Annotated in this window: 18 protein-coding genes, 1 tRNA gene and 1 pseudogene; 7 read left to right on the top strand and 13 right to left on the bottom strand. The window is 67.3% G+C overall.

Annotated elements, in window-relative coordinates:
- From AC1DY5_RS11880 to AC1DY5_RS11865, 4 genes and pseudogenes are all read right to left on the bottom strand, one after another.
- Positions 1-236 (bottom strand): annotated as a pseudogene (locus tag AC1DY5_RS11880) (type II secretion system F family protein); the annotation flags it as partial.
- A 49-nt stretch (positions 237-285) separates the two neighbouring features.
- Positions 286-2,019: a type IV-A pilus assembly ATPase PilB gene (gene pilB, locus AC1DY5_RS11875; protein ID WP_478111481.1), complete on the bottom strand. Its 1,734-nt coding sequence runs from the start codon at positions 2,017-2,019 to the stop codon at positions 286-288.
- Between the two features lie 118 nt (positions 2,020-2,137).
- A tRNA-Pro gene (locus AC1DY5_RS11870) sits at positions 2,138-2,214 on the bottom strand.
- A gap of 59 nt (positions 2,215-2,273) precedes the next feature.
- Entirely contained in the window at positions 2,274-3,266 is a 993-nt protein-coding gene (locus tag AC1DY5_RS11865) for a polyprenyl synthetase family protein (protein WP_478111480.1), read from the bottom strand.
- A 211-nt stretch (positions 3,267-3,477) separates the two neighbouring features.
- On the opposite strand from AC1DY5_RS11865, the gene rplU reads away from it, so the two are divergent.
- From rplU to proB, 4 genes are all read left to right on the top strand, one after another.
- Positions 3,478-3,789 carry a 50S ribosomal protein L21 gene (rplU, locus tag AC1DY5_RS11860; RefSeq protein ID WP_286369298.1) on the top strand — a complete coding sequence of 104 codons (312 nt, stop codon included), beginning with the start codon at positions 3,478-3,480 and terminating at the stop codon, positions 3,787-3,789.
- Positions 3,790-3,801: 12 nt separating this feature from the next.
- Entirely contained in the window at positions 3,802-4,059 is a 258-nt protein-coding gene (rpmA, locus tag AC1DY5_RS11855) for a 50S ribosomal protein L27 (protein ID WP_478111479.1), read from the top strand.
- A 75-nt stretch (positions 4,060-4,134) separates the two neighbouring features.
- Positions 4,135-5,202: an Obg family GTPase CgtA gene (gene cgtA, locus AC1DY5_RS11850; RefSeq protein ID WP_478111478.1), complete on the top strand. Its 1,068-nt coding sequence runs from the start codon at positions 4,135-4,137 to the stop codon at positions 5,200-5,202.
- On the top strand, positions 5,199-6,338 hold the full coding sequence (proB, locus tag AC1DY5_RS11845) for a glutamate 5-kinase (RefSeq protein WP_478111477.1): 1,140 nt from the start codon (positions 5,199-5,201) through the stop codon (positions 6,336-6,338). Before cgtA ends, proB begins: the two co-directional genes overlap by 4 nt.
- Positions 6,339-6,353: 15 nt before the next feature.
- Here proB and AC1DY5_RS11840 read toward each other — a convergent pair whose 3' ends face one another.
- Both AC1DY5_RS11840 and AC1DY5_RS11835 read right to left on the bottom strand, forming a co-directional pair.
- Entirely contained in the window at positions 6,354-6,815 is a 462-nt protein-coding gene (locus AC1DY5_RS11840) for a CNP1-like family protein (protein WP_478111476.1), read from the bottom strand.
- A 22-nt stretch (positions 6,816-6,837) separates the two neighbouring features.
- Positions 6,838-7,494 carry an RNA pyrophosphohydrolase gene (locus AC1DY5_RS11835; protein WP_478111483.1) on the bottom strand — a complete coding sequence of 219 codons (657 nt, stop codon included), beginning with the start codon at positions 7,492-7,494 and terminating at the stop codon, positions 6,838-6,840.
- 126 nt (positions 7,495-7,620) lie between these two features.
- Here AC1DY5_RS11835 and AC1DY5_RS11830 point away from each other — a divergent pair, with 126 nt between their 5' ends.
- The gene (locus AC1DY5_RS11830; protein ID WP_478111475.1) at positions 7,621-9,369 is read left to right on the top strand and encodes a proline--tRNA ligase; all 1,749 of its coding nucleotides are present in this window, start codon (positions 7,621-7,623) and stop codon (positions 9,367-9,369) included.
- A gap of 10 nt (positions 9,370-9,379) precedes the next feature.
- Positions 9,380-10,021 carry a lytic transglycosylase domain-containing protein gene (locus AC1DY5_RS11825; protein ID WP_478111474.1) on the top strand — a complete coding sequence of 214 codons (642 nt, stop codon included), beginning with the start codon at positions 9,380-9,382 and terminating at the stop codon, positions 10,019-10,021.
- Positions 10,022-10,024: 3 nt separating this feature from the next.
- On the opposite strand, the gene paeA is transcribed toward AC1DY5_RS11825, so the two are convergent.
- The 6 genes from paeA to hemA all read right to left on the bottom strand — a co-directional run bounded on the left by paeA (position 10,025) and on the right by hemA (position 16,173).
- Positions 10,025-11,329: a polyamine export protein PaeA gene (gene paeA, locus AC1DY5_RS11820; RefSeq protein ID WP_478111473.1), complete on the bottom strand. Its 1,305-nt coding sequence runs from the start codon at positions 11,327-11,329 to the stop codon at positions 10,025-10,027.
- A 54-nt stretch (positions 11,330-11,383) separates the two neighbouring features.
- On the bottom strand, positions 11,384-12,379 hold the full coding sequence (locus AC1DY5_RS11815) for an AAA family ATPase (RefSeq protein WP_478111472.1): 996 nt from the start codon (positions 12,377-12,379) through the stop codon (positions 11,384-11,386).
- A 121-nt stretch (positions 12,380-12,500) separates the two neighbouring features.
- The gene (grxD, locus tag AC1DY5_RS11810) at positions 12,501-12,827 is read right to left on the bottom strand and encodes a Grx4 family monothiol glutaredoxin (protein ID WP_478111471.1); all 327 of its coding nucleotides are present in this window, start codon (positions 12,825-12,827) and stop codon (positions 12,501-12,503) included.
- 30 nt (positions 12,828-12,857) lie between these two features.
- Positions 12,858-13,670: a peptide chain release factor N(5)-glutamine methyltransferase gene (gene prmC, locus AC1DY5_RS11805; protein ID WP_478111482.1), complete on the bottom strand. Its 813-nt coding sequence runs from the start codon at positions 13,668-13,670 to the stop codon at positions 12,858-12,860.
- 38 nt (positions 13,671-13,708) lie between these two features.
- Entirely contained in the window at positions 13,709-14,797 is a 1,089-nt protein-coding gene (gene prfA / locus AC1DY5_RS11800; protein WP_478111470.1) for a peptide chain release factor 1, read from the bottom strand.
- Positions 14,798-14,889: 92 nt separating this feature from the next.
- On the bottom strand, positions 14,890-16,173 hold the full coding sequence (gene hemA, locus AC1DY5_RS11795) for a glutamyl-tRNA reductase (protein ID WP_478111469.1): 1,284 nt from the start codon (positions 16,171-16,173) through the stop codon (positions 14,890-14,892).
- 82 nt (positions 16,174-16,255) lie between these two features.
- Between hemA and AC1DY5_RS11790 the strand changes: the two genes are divergently transcribed.
- Positions 16,256-16,537, top strand: coding sequence for a hypothetical protein (locus AC1DY5_RS11790; protein WP_478111468.1), 282 nt, complete (start codon positions 16,256-16,258; stop codon positions 16,535-16,537).
- On the opposite strand, the gene AC1DY5_RS11785 is transcribed toward AC1DY5_RS11790, so the two are convergent.
- On the bottom strand, positions 16,534-18,991 hold a 2,458-nt coding region (locus AC1DY5_RS11785; protein WP_478111467.1), incomplete at its 5' end, for a DUF3772 domain-containing protein. The two genes, AC1DY5_RS11790 and AC1DY5_RS11785, sit on opposite strands and share 4 nt — an antisense overlap.

The following is an 18,991-nucleotide window of genomic DNA, read 5'->3' as shown; positions in this document are numbered from 1 at the left end:
GTCGCCAACTGGCGCGTGAAGATCGCGATGTCCTTGGGCTTGATCGCCTTGCCCGAGCGCATCCGGCGCTTCTTGATCTTGGTCGTGAGAATGCCCTGGCGCCGGAGCGCGGCCTGCACCTGGTTCTCGCCGGCGGCGCGGACTTCGCCGCGCACGGTCTTGCCGTTGCGGTCCTTGCCTTCCCATTCGAAGACGAATTCCTTGACCGTTCGGGACGATGCTGTTGCCGTTGCCATGGGATCTCCGCTTCTCCGTGTGCTGCTGATGCGTGCCTGCTGACGCGTGTTATTCGTTGGTGACTGCCAGCACTTCTTCGAGCGAGGTCAGGCCCTGCATGACCTTCTTCAGGCCCGACTGGCGCAGCGACCTGACCCCCTCGGACTCGGCCTGCTTGGCGATGTCGAGCGCGCTGCCGTCGCGCAGGATGATCTGCTGGATCTCCTCGGTGATCGGCATCACCTGGTAGATGCCGACGCGTCCCTTGTAGCCGCTGTTGCAGGCCGAGCAGCCGACCGGGTGATAGGGCTTCCAGGAGCCGTCCAGGTCGCGGTCCTTGAAGCCGGCGTCGAGCAGGGCCTGGCGCGGCAGCTCGGCCGGCGCGCGGCACACGATGCACAGGCGCCGCGCCAGCCGCTGGGCCGTGATCAGGATCACGCTGGAGGCGATGTTGAAGGGCGCAATGCCCATGTTGCGCATCCGCGTGAGCGTGGTCGGCGCGTCGTTGGTGTGCAGCGTCGAGAGCACCAGGTGGCCGGTTTGCGCCGCCTTGATCGAGATGTCGGCGGTTTCGAGGTCGCGGATTTCGCCGACCATGATGATGTCGGGATCCTGCCGCAGGAAGGCCCTCAGCGCGGTCGCGAAGGTCAGGCCAGCCTTCTCGTTGACATTCACCTGGTTGACGCCGGGCAGGTTGATTTCGGACGGGTCTTCGGCGGTCGCGATGTTCACGCCCGCCTTGTTGAGAAGGTTCAGGCAGGTGTAGAGCGACACCGTCTTGCCGGAGCCGGTGGGACCGGTGACCAGCACCATGCCATAGGGGCGGCTGATAGCCGCGAGCAGGCGCTCCTTCTCGTCGGCGTCATAGCCAAGGGCATCGATGCCCARCCGGGCGCTGCTCGGGTCCAGGATCCGGATCACGATCTTCTCGCCAAACAGTGTCGGCAGGGTGCTGACCCGGAAGTCGATCACGCGCTCGGGGCCGATCTTGAGCTTCATCCGGCCGTCCTGCGGGATGCGCTTCTCGGAGATGTCGAGCCGGGAGATGACCTTGATGCGCGACGCCAGCTTGTCCTTGATGACCGTCGGCGGGCTGGCGATCTCGCGCAGTTCGCCGTCGATCCGGAAACGGACCCGGTAATTGTGCTCGTAGGGCTCGAAGTGGATGTCCGAGGCCCGCATGCTGAAGGCGTCCAGCAGCATCTTGTGCAGGAAGCGAACGACCGGCGCGTCCTCGACTTCGGCCACCGCCGGGTCGTTGCTTTCGCTCGGCGCATCGGCCGACACCTCGTCGAACTCGAACTCGGCCCCGATGATGCTGTCGATTGTCTCGGCGGCGGTCACCGCGGCCGCCTCGATCATCCGGGAGAGCTTGTCGTACTCAGCGATGACCCAGTCCACGCCCATCTGCGAGGCGAACTTGATCTTTTCCGCTGCCTGCTGGTCCGAGGGATCGGCTGTGGCGACAATGAGACGATTGTTGCGTTTGCTGAGCACCACGACCCGGTAGGCCTGGCACAGCTTGGGGTCCAGCAGGTCCTTGGGCAGGCGCTGCGGGTCGATGGCGTCGAGGTCGAGCAGTGGGGCCCCGAAGGCGCTCGACAGCGTGTGGGCCAGGTCGGCGGCCGAGACGGCGCCGGTGCCGGTCAGTTCGGCGATGAAGCTGGTTCTGGCGCTGAGGGACTTCTGATAGATGTCTTCCGCGGTCTTGGCGGGGAGCTTTCCGGCCGAAACAAGTGCGCGCGCCAGGCCCGGAAGGGCAATCGGCGAGCTGTCTTTGACAAGGGGTTCGGCTGCGGCCATTCAACGAATGTAAGAAACGTGAAAATTTGCTTCACGATCATCGCTGATCGCCCAAGCGCTGTAAACCGCTGCGCGGCAAAGTTCCGCGAAGCATTTGGCAATTACAGCCCTGAAAGGCTGGTCGGGGTGAGAGGATTCGAACCTCCGGCCTCTACGTCCCGAACGTAGCGCTCTACCAGGCTAAGCTACACCCCGATGGTGCTGGTTGCAAGCAATGTGAAGCGTCTGTGCTGTCCACTCGCGTGGGCAGGTTGTCAGGCGCGTCGCTCAAGCAACTGAGCCGCTAATTGTAGCAAAGCCGCGGAGTGCGAATTTGCAGAAAAACCACGAAGTGCGTCGATCGCGCGCTGCGCCTCGGCCGCCGCGGCGGCGCGGGTGGCTTCGAGGGCGCCGGTTTCGCGCACGATGGCGACGATCTGCGGCAGTTGCGCGGTATCACCGGCCTCGATGGCGCTGCGGATCAGCGCGCTCTGTTCGGGCGTGCCGCGCTGCATGGCCAGGATCAGCGGCAAGGTGGTCTTGCCCTCGCGCAGGTCGTCGCCCACGTTCTTGCCGGTCTCGTTGGCATCGCCGGCATAGTCCAGCACGTCGTCGATGACCTGGAAGGCCGTGCCCAGCGCCTGCCCGTATGCGGCGCAGGCTTCTTCCACGTCGGGCGTCACGCCGGCCAGCACGGCGGCCAGCCGCGTACTGGCCTCGAACAGCTTGGCGGTCTTCGAGCGGATCACCCGCAGGTAAGCCTCCTCGTCGAGCGTGGCATCGTGCATGTTCATCAGTTGCAGCACCTCGCCTTCGGCGATCACGTTGGTCGCCTCCGCGAGGATCTGCATCACGCGCACGTCGTTGGCGTCCAGCATCATCTGGAAGGCGCGCGAGTAGAGGAAGTCGCCGACCAGCACGCTGGCGGGATTGCCGAAGGATTCGTTGGCGGTCGGGCGGCCGCGGCGCAGCGTGGATTCGTCGACCACGTCGTCATGCAGCAGGGTGGCCGTATGGATGAATTCCACCACGGCGGCCAGGTTGAACCGCTGCTCGCCGCGATAGCCGAGGGCGCCGGCCATCAGCAGCAGCAAGGCCGGGCGCAGTCGCTTGCCTCCCGCTGAGATGATGTATTTCGAGACTTGGCTCACCAGCGGCACGCCGGTGTCGAGGCGACGGGCGATCACGAGATCGACGCCGGCCATGTCGTCGGCGATCAAGCTGAGAACGGCGGCGGCGGGAGAGGTGTCGGCGGCGTGAACTGACAAAGGGGAGGGCGCTTGCGCGCTGCAGAAGGTGCGACGATGGCGCTGGAGGCCACAATGGCCGGGAGCTTTCGATTATAGGGACGGCCAGACCCGCCCGCGGGCACGGCGGGGCGCCGCCAGTGGCGCAGAACACCCTAAGTGCTATAATCGTGGGCTCTACGGAATTCGCCGTGGGGCCATCCTAGCGGATGAACAAGATCAAGAGGTCAATATGTACGCGGTCATAAAAACCGGTGGCAAGCAGTATCGCGTTGCTTCCGGCGAAAAAATTAAAGTAGAACAGATTGCTGCGGACGTGGGCCAGGAAATCGTGATCGATCAAGTGCTCGCAGTCGGAACCGGCAGCGAAATCAAGGTCGGCACGCCCCTGGTGTCCGGCGCCACGGTGACGGTCACGGTCCTGTCGCACGGCAAGCACGACAAAGTTCGCATCTTCAAGATGCGCCGTCGCAAGCACTATCAGAAACGTCAAGGCCATCGCCAGCAGTTCACCGAACTGCAAATCGGCGCGATCGCCGGCTAAGGAGCACATTCCATGGCACAGAAAAAAGGCGGCGGCTCAACGCGAAACGGGCGCGATTCCAAGCCCAAGATGCTCGGCGTGAAGCGCTTCGGCGGAGAACTGATCAGCGCAGGCTCGATCATCGTGCGCCAGCGGGGTACCCAGTTCCATCCCGGCGTCAACGTCGGCATCGGCAAAGACCACACGCTGTTCGCCCTGGTCGAAGGCAAGGTGTCCTTCGGCACCAAGGGTGCACTCAACAAGCACACGGTCAACGTGACGCCGGCGTAAGCCCTGTCACTTCGATCTGCTCGGAGCCCCGCTTTGCCGGGGCTTTTTCATTTTGTAGACTGACTGGACATTCTCATGAAGTTCGTGGACGAAGCCTTCATCGACGTCGCCGCCGGCGACGGCGGCAACGGCTGCGTGTCGTTCCGCCATGAGAAGTACAAGGAGTTCGGCGGTCCGAACGGCGGTGACGGAGGTCGCGGCGGCCATGTGTTCGCGGTCGCCGACCCGAACCTCAACACGCTGGTCGACTTCCGCTATTCGCGCCGCCACGACGCCAAGCGCGGCCAGCACGGCATGGGCTCCGACATGTTCGGCGCCGCCGGCGACGACATCACACTGAAGATGCCGGTCGGGACCATCATTTCCGATGTCGAGACCGGCGAGGTGCTGTATGAACTGCTGACGCCCGGCGAGGTCATCACGATCGCCAAGGGCGGCGACGGCGGCTTCGGAAACATGCGCTTCAAGAGTGCGATCAACCGCGCGCCGCGGCAGAAGACGCCCGGCTGGCCGGGCGAGAAGAAAAACCTCAAGCTCGAGCTCAAGGTGCTGGCCGACGTCGGCCTGCTGGGCATGCCGAACGCCGGCAAGTCGACCCTGATCAGCGCCATCTCGAACGCTCGCCCGCGCATTGCCGACTATCCGTTCACGACGCTGCATCCGAATCTCGGCGTGGTGCGCGTGGGCCCGGAGCAGAGCTTCGTGGTCGCCGACCTGCCGGGCCTGATCGAGGGTGCCTCCGAAGGCGCCGGCCTCGGCCATCTGTTCCTGCGCCATCTGCAGCGCACCCGCCTGCTGCTGCACGTGATCGACCTGGCCCCCTTCGACGAGGGCGTGGACCCGGTCGCGCAGGCCAAGGCGATCGTCGGCGAGCTCAAGAAATACGACAAGGCGCTCTACGAGAAGCCGCGCTGGCTGGTGCTGAACAAGCTCGACATGGTGGCCGACGACGAGCGCGCGGCGAAGGTCAAGGACTTCGTCAAGCGGATGCGCTTCAAGGGCCCGGTGTTCGAGATCTCGGCCCTCACGCGCGAAGGCTGCGAGCCGCTGGTGCAGGCGATCTACCAGCACATCAAGGCGCAGCAGGTGGCCGAGCAGCCGCCGACCGAAGTCGATCCACGTTTTCCCGATCTCCAGCTATGAGTTCGATACAAGGCTCTACCGTGCTGCGCGACGCGCGCCGCATCGTCGTCAAGGTGGGGTCCAGCCTGGTCACCAACGAGGGGCGCGGGCTGGACGAAAAGGCCATCGGCGAATGGTGCCGGCAACTCGCGTTCCTGGTGCGCGACGGCCGGGAGGTCGTGATGGTGTCGAGCGGCGCGATCGCCGAAGGCATGAAGCGGCTCGGCTGGCGCGTGCGCCCGCATGAGATCCACGAACTTCAGGCCGCCGCCGCCGTCGGCCAGATGGGGCTGGCGCAGGTCTACGAGACCAAGCTGCGCGAGAACGGCATGGGCAGCGCCCAGGTGCTGCTGACCCACGCCGACTTGGCCGACCGCGAGCGCTATCTCAATGCGCGCTCGACCCTGATGACTCTGCTCGGGCTCGGCGTGGTGCCGGTCATCAACGAGAACGACACGGTGGTCACCGACGAGATCAAGTTCGGCGACAACGACACGCTGGGCGCGCTGGTCGCCAACCTGGTCGAGGCCGATGCGCTGGTCATCCTGACCGATCAGAAGGGCCTGTACACGGCCGATCCGCGCAAGGATCCCGAGGCCCGCTTCGTCGACGAAGCGGCGGCCGGCGACCCCGAACTCGAGGCGATGGCCGGGGGAGCGGGCAGCAGCATCGGGCGTGGCGGCATGATCACGAAGATCCTGGCTGCCAAGCGGGCGGCCGGTTCCGGTGCCTCGACGGTGATCGCTTGGGGTCGCGAGCCCGACGCCCTGCTGCGGCTGACGCGCGGCGAAGCCATCGGCACGCTGCTGGTGGCGCAGACCGCCAAGCACCAGGCGCGCAAGCGCTGGATGGCCGACCACCTGCAGCTGCGAGGTTCGGTCTCGGTGGATGACGGCGCGGCGGCCAAGCTGCGCGGCGAGGGCAAGAGCCTGCTGCCGATCGGCATGACCGGCGTCGAAGGCGAGTTCTCGCGCGGCGACGTGATTGCCATCCGCGACCAACAGGGCATCGAGCTCGGACGCGGCCTGGCCAACTATTCGAGCGCCGAGGCGCGGATGCTGTGCCGCAAGCCGTCGTCGGAGTTCGAGCGCCTGCTGGGCTACGTGGCGGAGCCCGAGATGGTCCACCGCGACAACATGGTGCTGCTGCAGGGCTGACGGCCCCGCGCAATGCTATTCCACTTCGCGCACCGGCGCCTTGAGGAAGCGGATCATTTCGCCAACCGAGGCGCGCGGCGCATCGCCACGGCACAAGGCCTGGGCCGCCAGGGCCTTGGTGTAGCTCGAGTTGCGGTCGCCGAGGCGTTTCCATTCGGGTGCCGGCGTCAGGTCCCAACTTCCGTTGTTGAAGCGCGCGTAGCTCTTGTACTCGGCCGTGGCGCAGCGCAGGCCCTCGTAGAAGGCATTGAAGCCACCGCCCTCCTTGTGGGCCGCGACCACCACATAGCGAACCACGCCGTCCTTGGTGAGCGTGATCGTCGCCGGGTCGACGCCGAACTTGAGCGTCATGTAGCGCGGCATGTCGATGGCCACCAGCTTGTCGGCGTTGAAGGCCGGCGGCGGCGGCACCTCGCTTTCCTTCCAGTCGACGTCGCCGAACAGCTGCGCTTGAGCCAGGCCGGCGCCGCCCAGCACGCAGGCCAGTAGAAGGGTGCGGCTAGCGCGGAAGAGGGGACGGGTCGTTGGTCGAGGCAGGGTCGTTGGCAAGATGGGCATTCGGGTTGGGATCGAAGCTGGCGCCGGGCGGCAGCTCGAAAGTCGGTTCGTGGCCCGGGCCGGGCGGATGGCGCTCGAATTCGCGGGCCCGCACATTGCTGCGCAGGAAGCGGTTGCGGAAATCCTGCCTTGGCAGGTAGCGGGCGAGTTCGGTCAGCGCCATCTCATAGACGCCGCGCTTGAATTCGACCACGACGTCGAGCGGCACCCAGTAGTCATGCCAGCGCCAGGCGTCGAACTCCGGATGGTCGGTGGCGCGCAGGTTCAGGTCCCAGTCGTGACCGGTCAGCTGCAGCAAATACCAGATCTGCTTCTGGCCCTTGTAGTGGCCCCGTGCGTCACGGCGGATGAACCGATCCGGCACCTCGTAGCGCAACCAGTCGCGGGTACGGGCAACGATCCGCACATGCTCCGGATGGAGACCCACTTCCTCGTGCAGTTCCCGGAACATGGCCTGCTCGGGACTTTCGCCGCGATCGATGCCGCCTTGCGGGAACTGCCAGGAATGGGTGCGAATGCGCTTGCCCCAGAAAACCTGGTTTCTCTGGTTGAGCAGGATGATGCCGACGTTGGGCCTGAAGCCGTCCCGGTCGAGCATAATCAAACCCCAATTTTTTTGAACTGAGTCGATTATGCATGTCGGGTTGCGCACGGCAAGCGACCGGTTCCAGGACCGTTCAGGACCTGCCCTCCCGACCACCCGTTCCAGCCCCCTTCGAGACCGATGAAAGCTTCCCGATTCTTTATCTCCACCCTCAAGGAAGCGCCCGCCGATGCCGAGGTCGCCAGCCACCGCCTGATGATGCGGGCCGGCATGATCAAGAAGCTGGGCACCGGCATCTACACCTACATGCCCATGGGCTTGCGCGTGATCCGCAAGGTCGAGGCCATCGTGCGCGAGGAAATGAACCGGGCCGGCGCGGTCGAGTTGGCGATGCCCGTGGTGCAGCCGGCCGAGATCTGGCAGGAGGCCGGTCGCTTCCAGGGCTACGGCCCCGAACTGATGCGCATCAAGKACCGGCATGACCGCGATTTCGTCATCCAGCCGACCAGCGAAGAGGTCGTGACCGACATCGCCCGCCAGGAAATCCGCAGCTACAAGCAGCTGCCGAAGAACTTCTACCAGATCCAGACCAAGTTCCGGGACGAGCGCCGGCCGCGCTTCGGCCTGATGCGCGGGCGCGAATTCATCATGAAGGACGCCTACAGCTTCGACCGCGACCTCGACGGTGCCAAGGCCAGCTACAAGATCATGTCCGATGCCTACCGCCGGGCCTTCGACCGCTTCGGGCTGCGCTACCGCGCCGTGGCGGCCGACAGCGGCGCCATCGGCGGCGATGTCAGCCAGGAGTTCCAGGTCATCGCGGCTACTGGCGAGGACGCGATCGTCTACTGCCCCGATAGCGACTACGCCGCAAACATGGAAAAGGCCGAGGCGCTGGCACCGGCCGGTCCGCGCGGCGCGGCCACCGCTGCGCTCGCGAAGACGCCAACGCCGGGCAAGAGCACCTGCGAGGACGTCGCCGCACTGCTCGGCGTGCCGCTGGCCACCACGGTGAAATCGCTGGTGCTGGCCACCGATGAACTGGACCCGGCCGGCAACATCAAGAAGGTGACGGTCTGGCTGCTGCTGCTGCGCGGCGACCACGACATGAACGAGATCAAGGTGAGCAAGGTGCCCGGCCTCGACCAGGGCTTCCGCTTCGCCACCGTGACCGAGATCGAGGATCATTTCGGCTGTCAGCCCGGCTACCTGGGCCCGCTGAACCCCAAGCAGCCCTTGAAGATCGTCGCCGACCGCGAAGTGGTGGTTATGGCCGACTGGATCTGCGGCGCCAACGAGGTCGACTTCCACCTGACCGGCGTCAACTGGGGCCGCGACCTGCCCGAGCCCGAAGCGGTGGCCGACCTCCGCAACGTGGTGGCGGGCGATCGCTCGCCCGACGGCAAGGGCCTGCTCGCGATCGAGCGCGGCATCGAAGTCGGCCATGTGTTCGTGCTCGGCACCAAGTACAGCAAGCCGATGAACGCAACCTTTCTGGACGAAGCCGGCAAGCCCCAGTTCCTCGAGATGGGCTGCTACGGCATTGGCATCACGCGGCTGCCGGCGGCCGCGATCGAGCAGAACAACGACGAGCGCGGGATCATCTGGCCCGATGCGATCGCGCCGTTCACGGTGGTGGTCTGCCCGATCGGCATGGACCGCAGCGCCGAGGTCAAGACCGCGGCCGAGGCGCTCTACGAGCAGCTGCTGGCCGCCGGTGTCGACGTGCTGCTCGACGACCGCGGCGAACGCCCGGGCGCGATGTTCGCCGACTGGGAGCTGATCGGCGTGCCGCATCGCGTCGTCATTTCCGACCGTGGCCTGAAGGAAGGCCAGCTCGAGTACCAGCATCGCCGCGACACCGCGGCCACCAAGGTGCCGGCCGCCGGCATCGCCAACTTCATCACGGGACGCCTCGCGGCGGCCTGAGCCTGCAGCCTTGAAAGCCTCGGGCCTTTCCAGGCGACAGTGCCTCGGCGGCGCGGCAGCCGGCGCGCTCTCGCTGGCCCTGCCGCAGAGCGCCGTCGCCGGGGCCCAGATCGAGGAGCCGCTGATCGACTCGGTGCGCACCGCGCTGAGCTCGGTGATCCAGAACAAGGCCCCGCCGATACCGGAATTCGGCGACACCGAGGCCCGCATGGCCTATCTGCGCTGGCTCGGCGCCATGAGCGAGCGGCTCAAGAAGAAGCTCGCCGACTGGCCGACGCGCAAGGATTTCCTGCAGGCCGTCTGGTACGAGGCGCGCCGCGCCGGGCTCGACGTCAGCCTGGTGCTGGGGCTGATCCAGGTCGAAAGCAACTTCCGCAAGTTCGCGGTGTCGAGTGCGGGCGCCCGCGGCTACATGCAGGTGATGCCCTTCTGGACCCGGGTGATCGGCGACAGCGACCCGTCCAAGCTGTTCCACATGCAGACCAACCTGCGCTTCGGCTGCGTGATCCTGCGCCACTACCTGGACCGGGAGCAGGGCGACCTGTTCATGACGCTGGGGCGCTACAACGGCAGCCGTGGCCGCTCGCCGTATCCGGACGCGGTGTTCGCGAACCAGCGGATCTGGGTCTTCAAGGACCGGCCACTGGATTGAGCGTCACGCCTTCGAGGCCGCGGTCCCGCGGGTGACCATCACCTGGTCGATGCGGAAGCTGTCGACGTCCATCACCTCGAAGGTGTAGCCGGCCCAACTGACGCTGTCGGTGCGCTTGGGCACCCGGCGCAGCATCAYCATCAGGAAGCCGGCCAAGGTCTCGTATTCGTCGTCGTGCGGCAGCCTCTCGATGTCGAGCGCGCGCTGCACGTCCTGGATCGGGGTCACGCCGTCGATCAGCCAGGAATTCTCGTCGCGCTTGACGATCTGCTGCTCCTCGTCCTGCAGGCCGACCAGGTCGCCCATCACCGTGCTCATGACATCGTTGAGCGTGATGACGCCAACCACCAGGCTGTACTCGTTGACGATGATCGCGAAGTCCTCATGGGCCTGCTGGAACAGCTCGAGCACCTCGGTCAGGGACAGGCGGTCGGGGATCACCAGAGCCTTGTGCAGCGGCAGGCCGTGGTCGAAGGACAGCGGCTGGCCGCTCAGCACGCGCTGGAACATCTCCTTGGCGTCGACATAGCCCAGCACGTGGTCGATGTCGCCTCCGCACACCGGATAGGCCGAGAAGGGCTCGGCCACGATGCGCGCGCGCAGCACCGATTCGGGGTCGTCGCGCAGGAACCAGGCGATGCGGTCGCGCGAGGTCATCACGCTGCTGACCAAGCGGGTGTCGAGCTCGAACACATTGGCGATCACCTGCTGCTCGCGGACCGCGAGCACGCCGGCGCGGGCGCCCGCCTCGGTCATCGCGAGGATGTCGGCCGAGGTGATCTTCTCGTCGCGCTGCAACGGCATGCCGAGCAGCTTGAAGAGCAGGTCGGTGGACATCGTGAACAGCCACACCAGGGGCTTGAAAGTGGTGATCAGCACCTGCATCGGCCCGACCATGCGCACCGCGAGGAGTTCGGGGCTGCTCATGCCCAGGCGCTTGGGGAACAGGTCGGCGAACACCAGGAAGATCGAGATGATGGTGACGAAGGAGGCCAGGAAGGCCGCGGTCTTCGCCGCATCGGCGCTGAGCCAGAACTCGAACAGGCGCGCGAAGTACGGGCTCAGCGCGCCTTCGCCGACCACGCCGCCGAGGATCGCGACCGCGTTGAGGCCGATCTGCACCACGGTGAAATAGTGGCCCGGCTGCTCCTGGATGCGCATCACGCGTTCGGCACGCGCGTCGCCTTCGTCCGCCATCTGGCGAAGCCTCAGGCGGCGCGAGGCCGCCAGCGAGATCTCGGCGAGGGAGAAGAAGGCGCTGGTCCCGATCAGCGCGACGATGATCAGGAGGTTCTGTGTCAGGGTCATGGGTCGGCCGATGAAGACCGACATGGTGCCATGAGAAGYCGGCCGCCAGAGCCGCTACTGGACGAACCCGATCCGGCTGCGGGCGGCGCTGGCGCGCGGCAGGTCCTCGACCCGGACCTCCTCGCGGCCCGCCAGCCGGGCATTGCCGAAGCCGGTCATGAGGGCGCGCCGCATCTCGCGCGGTGCCAGCGTGGCCAACTGATCGAGCACGTCCGCGCCGGGTTCTTCGGCCAGCCGGCGACCCCAGTCGTGTTCGGACCGGATCGAGGCATAGAGCTGGCGCGCGATCTGGCGTGCCGCCGCGGGCGAGGGGGGCTCGATCTCGAACACGTTCATGCGGTTGAGGATCGGCTCCGGGATGCCGCGCGGGTCGTTGGCCGTCGTGATCCAGATCACCTGGCTGGCATCGATCGGCACTTCGGCGAACTCGTCGACGAAGGCGTGCGCGGTGTCGTGTTCGAGCAGGTTGTAGAGCGCGCCCAGCGGGTCGTACTGGCTGTCGCTGCCGGCCTTGTCGATCTCGTCGATCACCATCACCGGATTGGCGTACTGGCCCTCGACCAGCGCTTCGAACACCTTGCCGGGCTTCGAGCCCTTCCATTGCGAGGAGGCGCCCGAGAGCAGCCAGCCGGCGGTCATCGAGTTCATCGGCACCAGCGACATGCCGGTGCCGAGCAGTTCGGCCAGCTTCTTCGCGAAATGGGTCTTGCCGATGCCGGGGGCGCCGAGCAGCAGCATCGGCGTCATCTCGAGCCCGTCGCGGCTGTCCTGCGCCAGCGCCACATGGCGGCGCACGTCGTCGAGCACCTCGGTGAAGTTGGGCAGCTGGGCATAGAGCGCGGTCATCTCGGGCACGCCGCTGGGCTTGACCTGGAAGCGATCGGGGCCGCGTTCGAGCATGCGCTCGTAAGTGGTGCGCAAGTGCTCGTGCTCGCGTTCGGGGAGCTTGGCGAGCTTGCGCTCGACGTCGTGCGTCTGGAACACGCTGCGCAGGTTGGCGACCGGCAGCTGGAATGACGGCGACGCGGGGACGAGACTGCGGGATTCCATGGGCACCTCCGGTTTCGAACACTCTTTGGACAGCATAAGCCGTGCCCGGGTTCGCGGGATGCCTAGGTTTTCTCGCTTTGGCGGGTTTTGAGGATCTGTCGCGCGACGGTCACAGGCCGGGTCAGGCGGGGTTGCTGTTCAGCATCTGCTGCAGTTCGCCCGACTCGTACATCTCCATCAGGATGTCGGAGCCGCCCACGAACTCGCCCCTGACATAGAGCTGGGGAATGGTCGGCCAGTTGCTGTATTCCTTGATGCCCTGGCGCACTTCGGCGTCGTCCAGCACGTTGACGGTCTTGAGGGTGCGGGTGTCGACCCCGACAGCCTTGAGGATCTGGATCGCGCGACCCGAGAAGCCGCACATCGGGAAACTGGCATTGCCTTTCATGAAGAGCACGAGGTCGTTGCTCTTGACGAGTTCGTCGATGCGCTGCTGGGTGTCGGACATGGGTGACTCCTGAATATTGGACTGGCCGGATTATTTCACTCCCGGCCGGATTCCGCCCGAGCAGCGCGCGATGCCGGCGAGGTCGTCGCGGCTTTGGACGGCTTCGAAGCCGTGCTCGGCCAGCAACTGCCGCACCGCGCCGGCCTGGTCGTAGCCGTGCTCGAGCAGCAGCCAGCCGCCGTCTTTCAGGTGGTCCGGGGCGGCCCGGACGATGCGTCGGATGTCGTCCAGTCCGTCGGCACCCGACACCAGAGCCTGCCGGGGTTCGTGGCGCAACGCGGCCAGGTGCGGGTCGCCGGCCACGATGTAGGGCGGATTCGAGACGATCAGGTCCAGCCCGCGCTCGGCACCGTCCAGCCAGTCGGCCTGGACGAAGCGCACCGGCAGGCCGAGCCGTGCCGCGTTGGCGCGGGCCACCGCCAGCGCGTCGGCGCTGGCATCGACCGCCGCGACCCAGGCGTCGCGGCGGGCATGCTGAATCGCCAGGGCGATCGCGCCGCTGCCGGTGCCGAGATCGAGCACCGCCGGGGCGCTCCGTCCGTCCAGGCACTGCAGTGCCCATTCGACCAGCGTCTCGGTGTCGGGCCGCGGCACCAGCACGCGGGCGTCGACCTGCAGGCGCAGGCCGTGGAACTCCTTCTCGCCGACCAGATAGGCCACCGGTTCGCCGGACCGCCGGCGGCTGCACAGCTGCTCGAAGTCGGCCCAGATGCCGTCGGCCAGCGTGTCGGTGTCATGGGCCAGCAGCCAGGCGCGCTCGCTCGCGGCGCGGCCCAGCGCATGCAGCAGCAGCAGCTGGGCATCGAGCCGGTCGATGCCGAGAGCCGCCGCCGCGGCCAGCATCTGCGCCGCAGTCGAGGGCCGGTGCTTGGGCGATGCCGTCACGTCGGCAGGCTGGCTTCGAGCTCGGCCAGCTGCTCGGCCTCGCGCGCTGCCTGCAGGGCGGCCAGCACATCGCCGAGGTCGCCTTCCGTGATCGCGAGCAGCTTGTAGAGCGTCAGGTTGATGCGGTGGTCGGTGAGCCGGCCCTGCGGGAAGTTGTAGGTGCGGATGCGGTCCGAGCGGTCGCCGGTACCGATCAGGCCCTTGCGCATGGCGGCGTCCTTGGCCGCGCGCTCGCTGCGGTCCTTTTCCTGGATCCGCGCCGACAGCACCTGCAGCGCCTTGGCCTTGTTGCGGTGCTGGCTGCGGTCGTCCTGGCATTCGGCCACGATGCCGGTCGGGATATGCGTGATGCGCACTGCCGAGTCGGTCTTGTTGATGTGCTGACCGCCGGCGCCGCTGGCGCGGTAGGTGTCGATGCGCAGGTCGGCCGGGTTGATCTGCACCGCCTGCGCCTCGTCGGGCTCCGCCAGCACGGCGACCGTGCAGGCGCTGGTGTGGATGCGGCCCTGCGTCTCGGTGGCCGGCACCCGCTGCACGCGATGGCCGCCGGATTCGAAGCGCAGCTTGCCGAACACGCCGTCGCCGACGATCCGGATCACCACTTCCTTGTAGCCGCCGAGCTCGCTCGGGCTCTCGCTCACGATCTCGCAGCGCCAGCCGGCGCGCTCGGCATAGCGCGTGTACATGCGCAGCAGGTCGCCGGCGAACAGCGCCGATTCGTCGCCGCCGGTGCCGGCGCGGATTTCGAGGAAGGCGTTGCGGCTGTCGTCCGGGTCCTTGGGCAGCAGCAGGCGCTGCAGCTCGTCGTCCAGCTGCAGCAGCTCGGCTTCGGCGGCGGCGATTTCCTCCTGCGCCATCTCTGCCATGTCGGGGTCGTCGACCATCTCGCGGGCGCTGGCGACGTCGGCCTCGCGCTGCCGGTAGCGGCTGTAGCGGCCGGCGATCTGCGTCACCTCGGCATGCTCGCGCGAGATGGTGCGGTACTGCGCCATGTCGGACATGATGTCCTCGCGCGAGAGCAGGAAGTCGAGTTCGCCGAGGCGTTGCGCGTAGCGCTCGAGTTGGTGACGCAGGAAGGGTTTCACGGGATGGCGGGACGGGGCGGGTGAGAAGGGCGCAACCGGCGATGCGGCCGCGGGCGTGGCAGCGCGCGGCGCCGCCGGGTCGACCTGCGTCGCTAACGCTCTTTGCGCGGTTCGTTGCGCAGGAACAGGCGCGAGAGGGTCTGCGCCGTCTGCTCGCGCGCCGCGGCATCGCCGGCATGAAGTTCGGCCAGGGCGCCGTGCAGCAACTTCTGGGTCAGCCCGCGCGACAGCGCCTCGAGCACGGCATCGACGCTCTCGCCCTTGGCCAGCAGCTTGCGCGCGCGGGCCAGCTCGATGGCGCGCCATTCGTCGGTCTGGGCGTTGAGTTGCCGGATCAGCGGCACCGTGCCGCGCTGGTCCAGCCAGTGCATGAAGCTCTGGACGCCGGCATCGATGATGACTTCGGCTTGCGCCACGGCCGCCTGCCGGTTGGCGTGGCCCTGCTGCACGACCTGGGCGAGGTCGTCCACCGTGTAGAGGTAGATGTCCTCGAGCGCCTTGACCTCGGGCTCGATGTCGCGCGGCACCGCCAGGTCGACCATGAACATCGGGCGGTGCCGCCGCACCTTGAGCGCCCGCTCGACGGCGCCGAGCCCGATCAGCGGCAGCGTGCTGGCGGTGCAGCTGACGACGATGTCGAACTCCGCCAGCCGGGCCGGCAGGTCGGCCAGCCGCATGGCTTCACCGCCGAAGCGCGAGGCCAGCTTTTCGCCGCGCTCCAGCGTGCGGTTGGCGATCACGATGGACTTGGGCTGCCGGGCCGCGAAATGCGTCGCCGCGAGGTCGATCATCTCGCCGGCGCCGATGAACAGCACCCGGGTCTGCTGCAGGTCCTCGAACAGCTGGCCGGCCAATCGCACCGCCGCCGCCGCCATGCTGATCGAATGGGCGCCGATCTCGGTCGCGGTACGGACCTCCTTGGCGACCGCGAAAGAGCGCTGAAACAACTGATTGAGCGTGCTGCCAWGCGCGCCGGCGGTCTCGGCGGCGCGCACGGCGTCCTTCATCTGGCCGAGGATCTGGGCTTCGCCGAGCACCATCGAGTCGAGCCCGCTGGCGACGCGGAAGGCGTGGCGCGCGGCGTGGTGGTCGTACAGCGTGTAGGCRTGCGAGCGCAGCAGGGCCGGCGAGACGCCGCCGCTGCGGGCCAGCCAGTCGACCGTGTGCTCGAGCGCCATCTGGTCGGCGGCGCAATAGATCTCGGTGCGGTTGCAGGTCGAGATGATCGCGGCCTCGACGCCGGGATGCCGGTTCGAGCCGAAAGACGTGCGCAGGCTGTGCAGCGTCGGGGCTATCTGGTCGATGGCGAACGCAAAACGACCGCGCAGGTCGAGCGGCGCGGTCGTGTGGTTCAAGCCGAGGGCCCAGACTGACATAGCTCTTGATTATAAAATAAGCAAGGCCCGGACCACCCGCGGCCGCGAAAAAGGCCGCGATCGGGACGGCGAACACTCTGCCATGTCAGCGCTGGACCTTTTCAATCACCTGCTGAACTTCGTCGCTCCGGCCTTCGCGGTCGGTTTCCTGACCGCGCTGCTGGGCCGGGTCGCAATGCGAAGGTCTGCCAAAGCCCCGGTCTGGTGGCTTCAGGGTGCTATCAATTTCATAGTGGGCGTGGCGATTTTGGTGGCCGGACTCATGGTCTTCGGCCGCGACGGCAAGACGCTCACCTATGCCGCCCTGGTGCTGTCCTGCGCCACCAGCCAGTGGCTGGTGAGCGGTGGCTGGCGGCGCGCCTAGCTGGTGAGCCCCGGCAAGACCGGCGGCGGTGGTGCAACGACGGCTGCCGGCGCGCCGGGGGCGCCTGGATACGGCGGTGCTCCCGGATAGGCGGCCAACGGCAGGTCTGCCGTACGCAGCCCCTCGAGCATCGCGAATAGGACGTCGCTGCGCACTCCGCCGGCCAGCCGGGGGCTTTGCACGTAGGCCACCGCCTGGAAGATCAGGAAACCGACCTCGACGCCTTCGAGCGTGACCGCGGGGGCAGGGGTGGCGAGCACGCCCGGGTGGTTAGCGAAGGCGGCCAGCATCACCTCGCGGGCCCGGTTGGCGTGGGTCGTCAGCGGCATCGGCAGGCGGATCAGCACCCGACCCTCGGCATTGGAGAGCGTCATGTTGCGCACGGTCTTGGTGATGAACTCCGAGTTCGGCACGATCATCGTGGAGCGGTCGCCCAGTTGGATTTCGGTGGCGCGCACGTTGATGCGGCGCACGTCGCCCTCGGCATTGCCGAGCACCACCCAGTCGCCGACCTTGACCGGCCGTTCGGCCAGCAGGATCAGGCCCGAGATGAAGTTCTGCACGATCGCCTGCAGACCGAAGCCGATGCCGACCGACAGCGCGCTCGCCACCCAGGCGATGCGCTCGATGCCGATGCCGAGCGCCGACAGTCCGAAGGCCACCACCATGATCCCGCCGACGTAGCCGAGCAGGGTGGTGATCGAGCTCTGCATTCCGGGCTCGAGGCCGGTGTGCGGCAGGTAGCGCTGCTCCAGCCAGCGCTTGACCACCCGCAGGGCGATGAAGCCGATCACCAGCACCGTCACCGCGCTGATGATGGCACTGGGCACCAGCAGGATCTCGCCGATCTTGATGCCGCTGCCGAACTTGCCGCTGCGCTGGTAGACCTCGCCGGGGCTGGTGCCCAGCGGCGTCGCCAGCGCGATCACCATGTAGAAGAACAGGATCACGCGGCTCAGGCCGGAGAGCACCGCCGCCGCCTGGTCGAGGGTGCGCGGCTGCAGGCCGAAGCTCAGCTGCAGCTTCTGGCCGAAGTTGCTGCGCGACGACACCACCGCCGTGAACAGATCGTCGGCGAACTTGAACAGCACGTAGAAAGCGGCCGCCACGATGCCGGCCCAGGTGAGCTGGCTGGCCAGAAAGCTGGCCATCGCAACGTAGCCGATCGCCACCAGTACCCAGATCGCGATTAGCACCAGCGTGACCCCGGCCAGCAGCACACCGACCCACATCGGACGTTCGAGGCCGCCGGAGTCGGACTCGGCCACGGAGGACGCGCCGGGTGCCGGCGCCGGGCTCGGCTCGCTCGGCGCCGCCTCGGCGGCCGGCGCCTCGGCCACCGGCGCGCTGCGCAGGCGCAGCAGCATGGCGCCGATCATGGCCGTCAGGATCAGGGCGGTCATCACGTGGGTAGCGACCACCGCGGCGAAGCTCGCCTCGACCACGGCATTGACCTGGGTCGGCGCCCACACGACCACGGACACCAGCGCCATGACCCATGGAAAGGGTGCGAGCCGCGCGGCCATCGGGTCCGAGATCGGCGGCAATCGCCACGAAGGCCGCCCGTTGGAGAGCAGCGCGCGGCCCAGTCCCACCACGAAGGCGATGAAGATGCTCGACTGCACCACGCTCTGACCGAGCTTGCGGGTCTGGGGCCCCCAGATGCCATGGCTGTCGAACACCGCGAACACGCCCTGCGCCGCCAGCCCCACCAGCAGCACGTTGGTGGTGACGATCGCGATCACGAGCAGCGAGCGCCGCAGCCGTCCGGGTGGCAGGAAGCGCGCGGCGAAGCGGGTCAGCGCTTGCTCGGCCAGCCAGTTGCCCAGCACGGCCACCAGCAGGGCGAGCGCCAGCGTGCCGAGCACGGCGGCCGCATGGGCCGGTTGGCGCGCGGTCTCGAAGCCGTCTTCCACTTCGGCACCGAGTTGCTCGAGCCGGGCCACGTCGCCGGACCAGGCGTCGTCGATGTCCTCCCAGAATTCCCGCCCGAGCGGCGAGGGCGCGCGCTCGGTCAGCTGGGCTTCGAACAGGGCGCGGCGCTTGGCCAGCAACTCGCTGGCGCGCTGCTGGGCATCCACCGACACCAGCCGTGCGAGCCGGATGTCGGCATCGAGCGAGTTGCGCTCCTTGGTCAGCGTGGCCCGGCGGCGGGTGATGTCGGGGTTCTCGCTCGCGCCGGCGGCTGGCGCGTTGCCGAGTTCACCGAGTCGGGCGTTGAGGTCGTTGAGATCGCCGGTGCGGGCGGCGATGAACTTGTCGGTCGAGGCACTGATCGCGTTGAGCTGCTCGACCACGCTGCGCACGCTGGCGGTGGTCTCGATCTGTGACGGCACGGCCTCGAGCTGGGTTCGCAGCGACGCCACCGTGGGCGTGGTCTCGGGCGCAGGGTCCTGCGCCCAGGCGCCTGCGGCGCACAGCGCGAGAGCCAGCAGGAGGGCCTTGAGATGGGGG

The sequence above is a fragment of the Variovorax sp. P4_D9 genome (genome assembly GCF_056401695.1).
The sequence above is the reverse complement of the archived record's forward strand: the minus strand, read 5'-3'. Positions and strand labels throughout refer to the sequence as shown.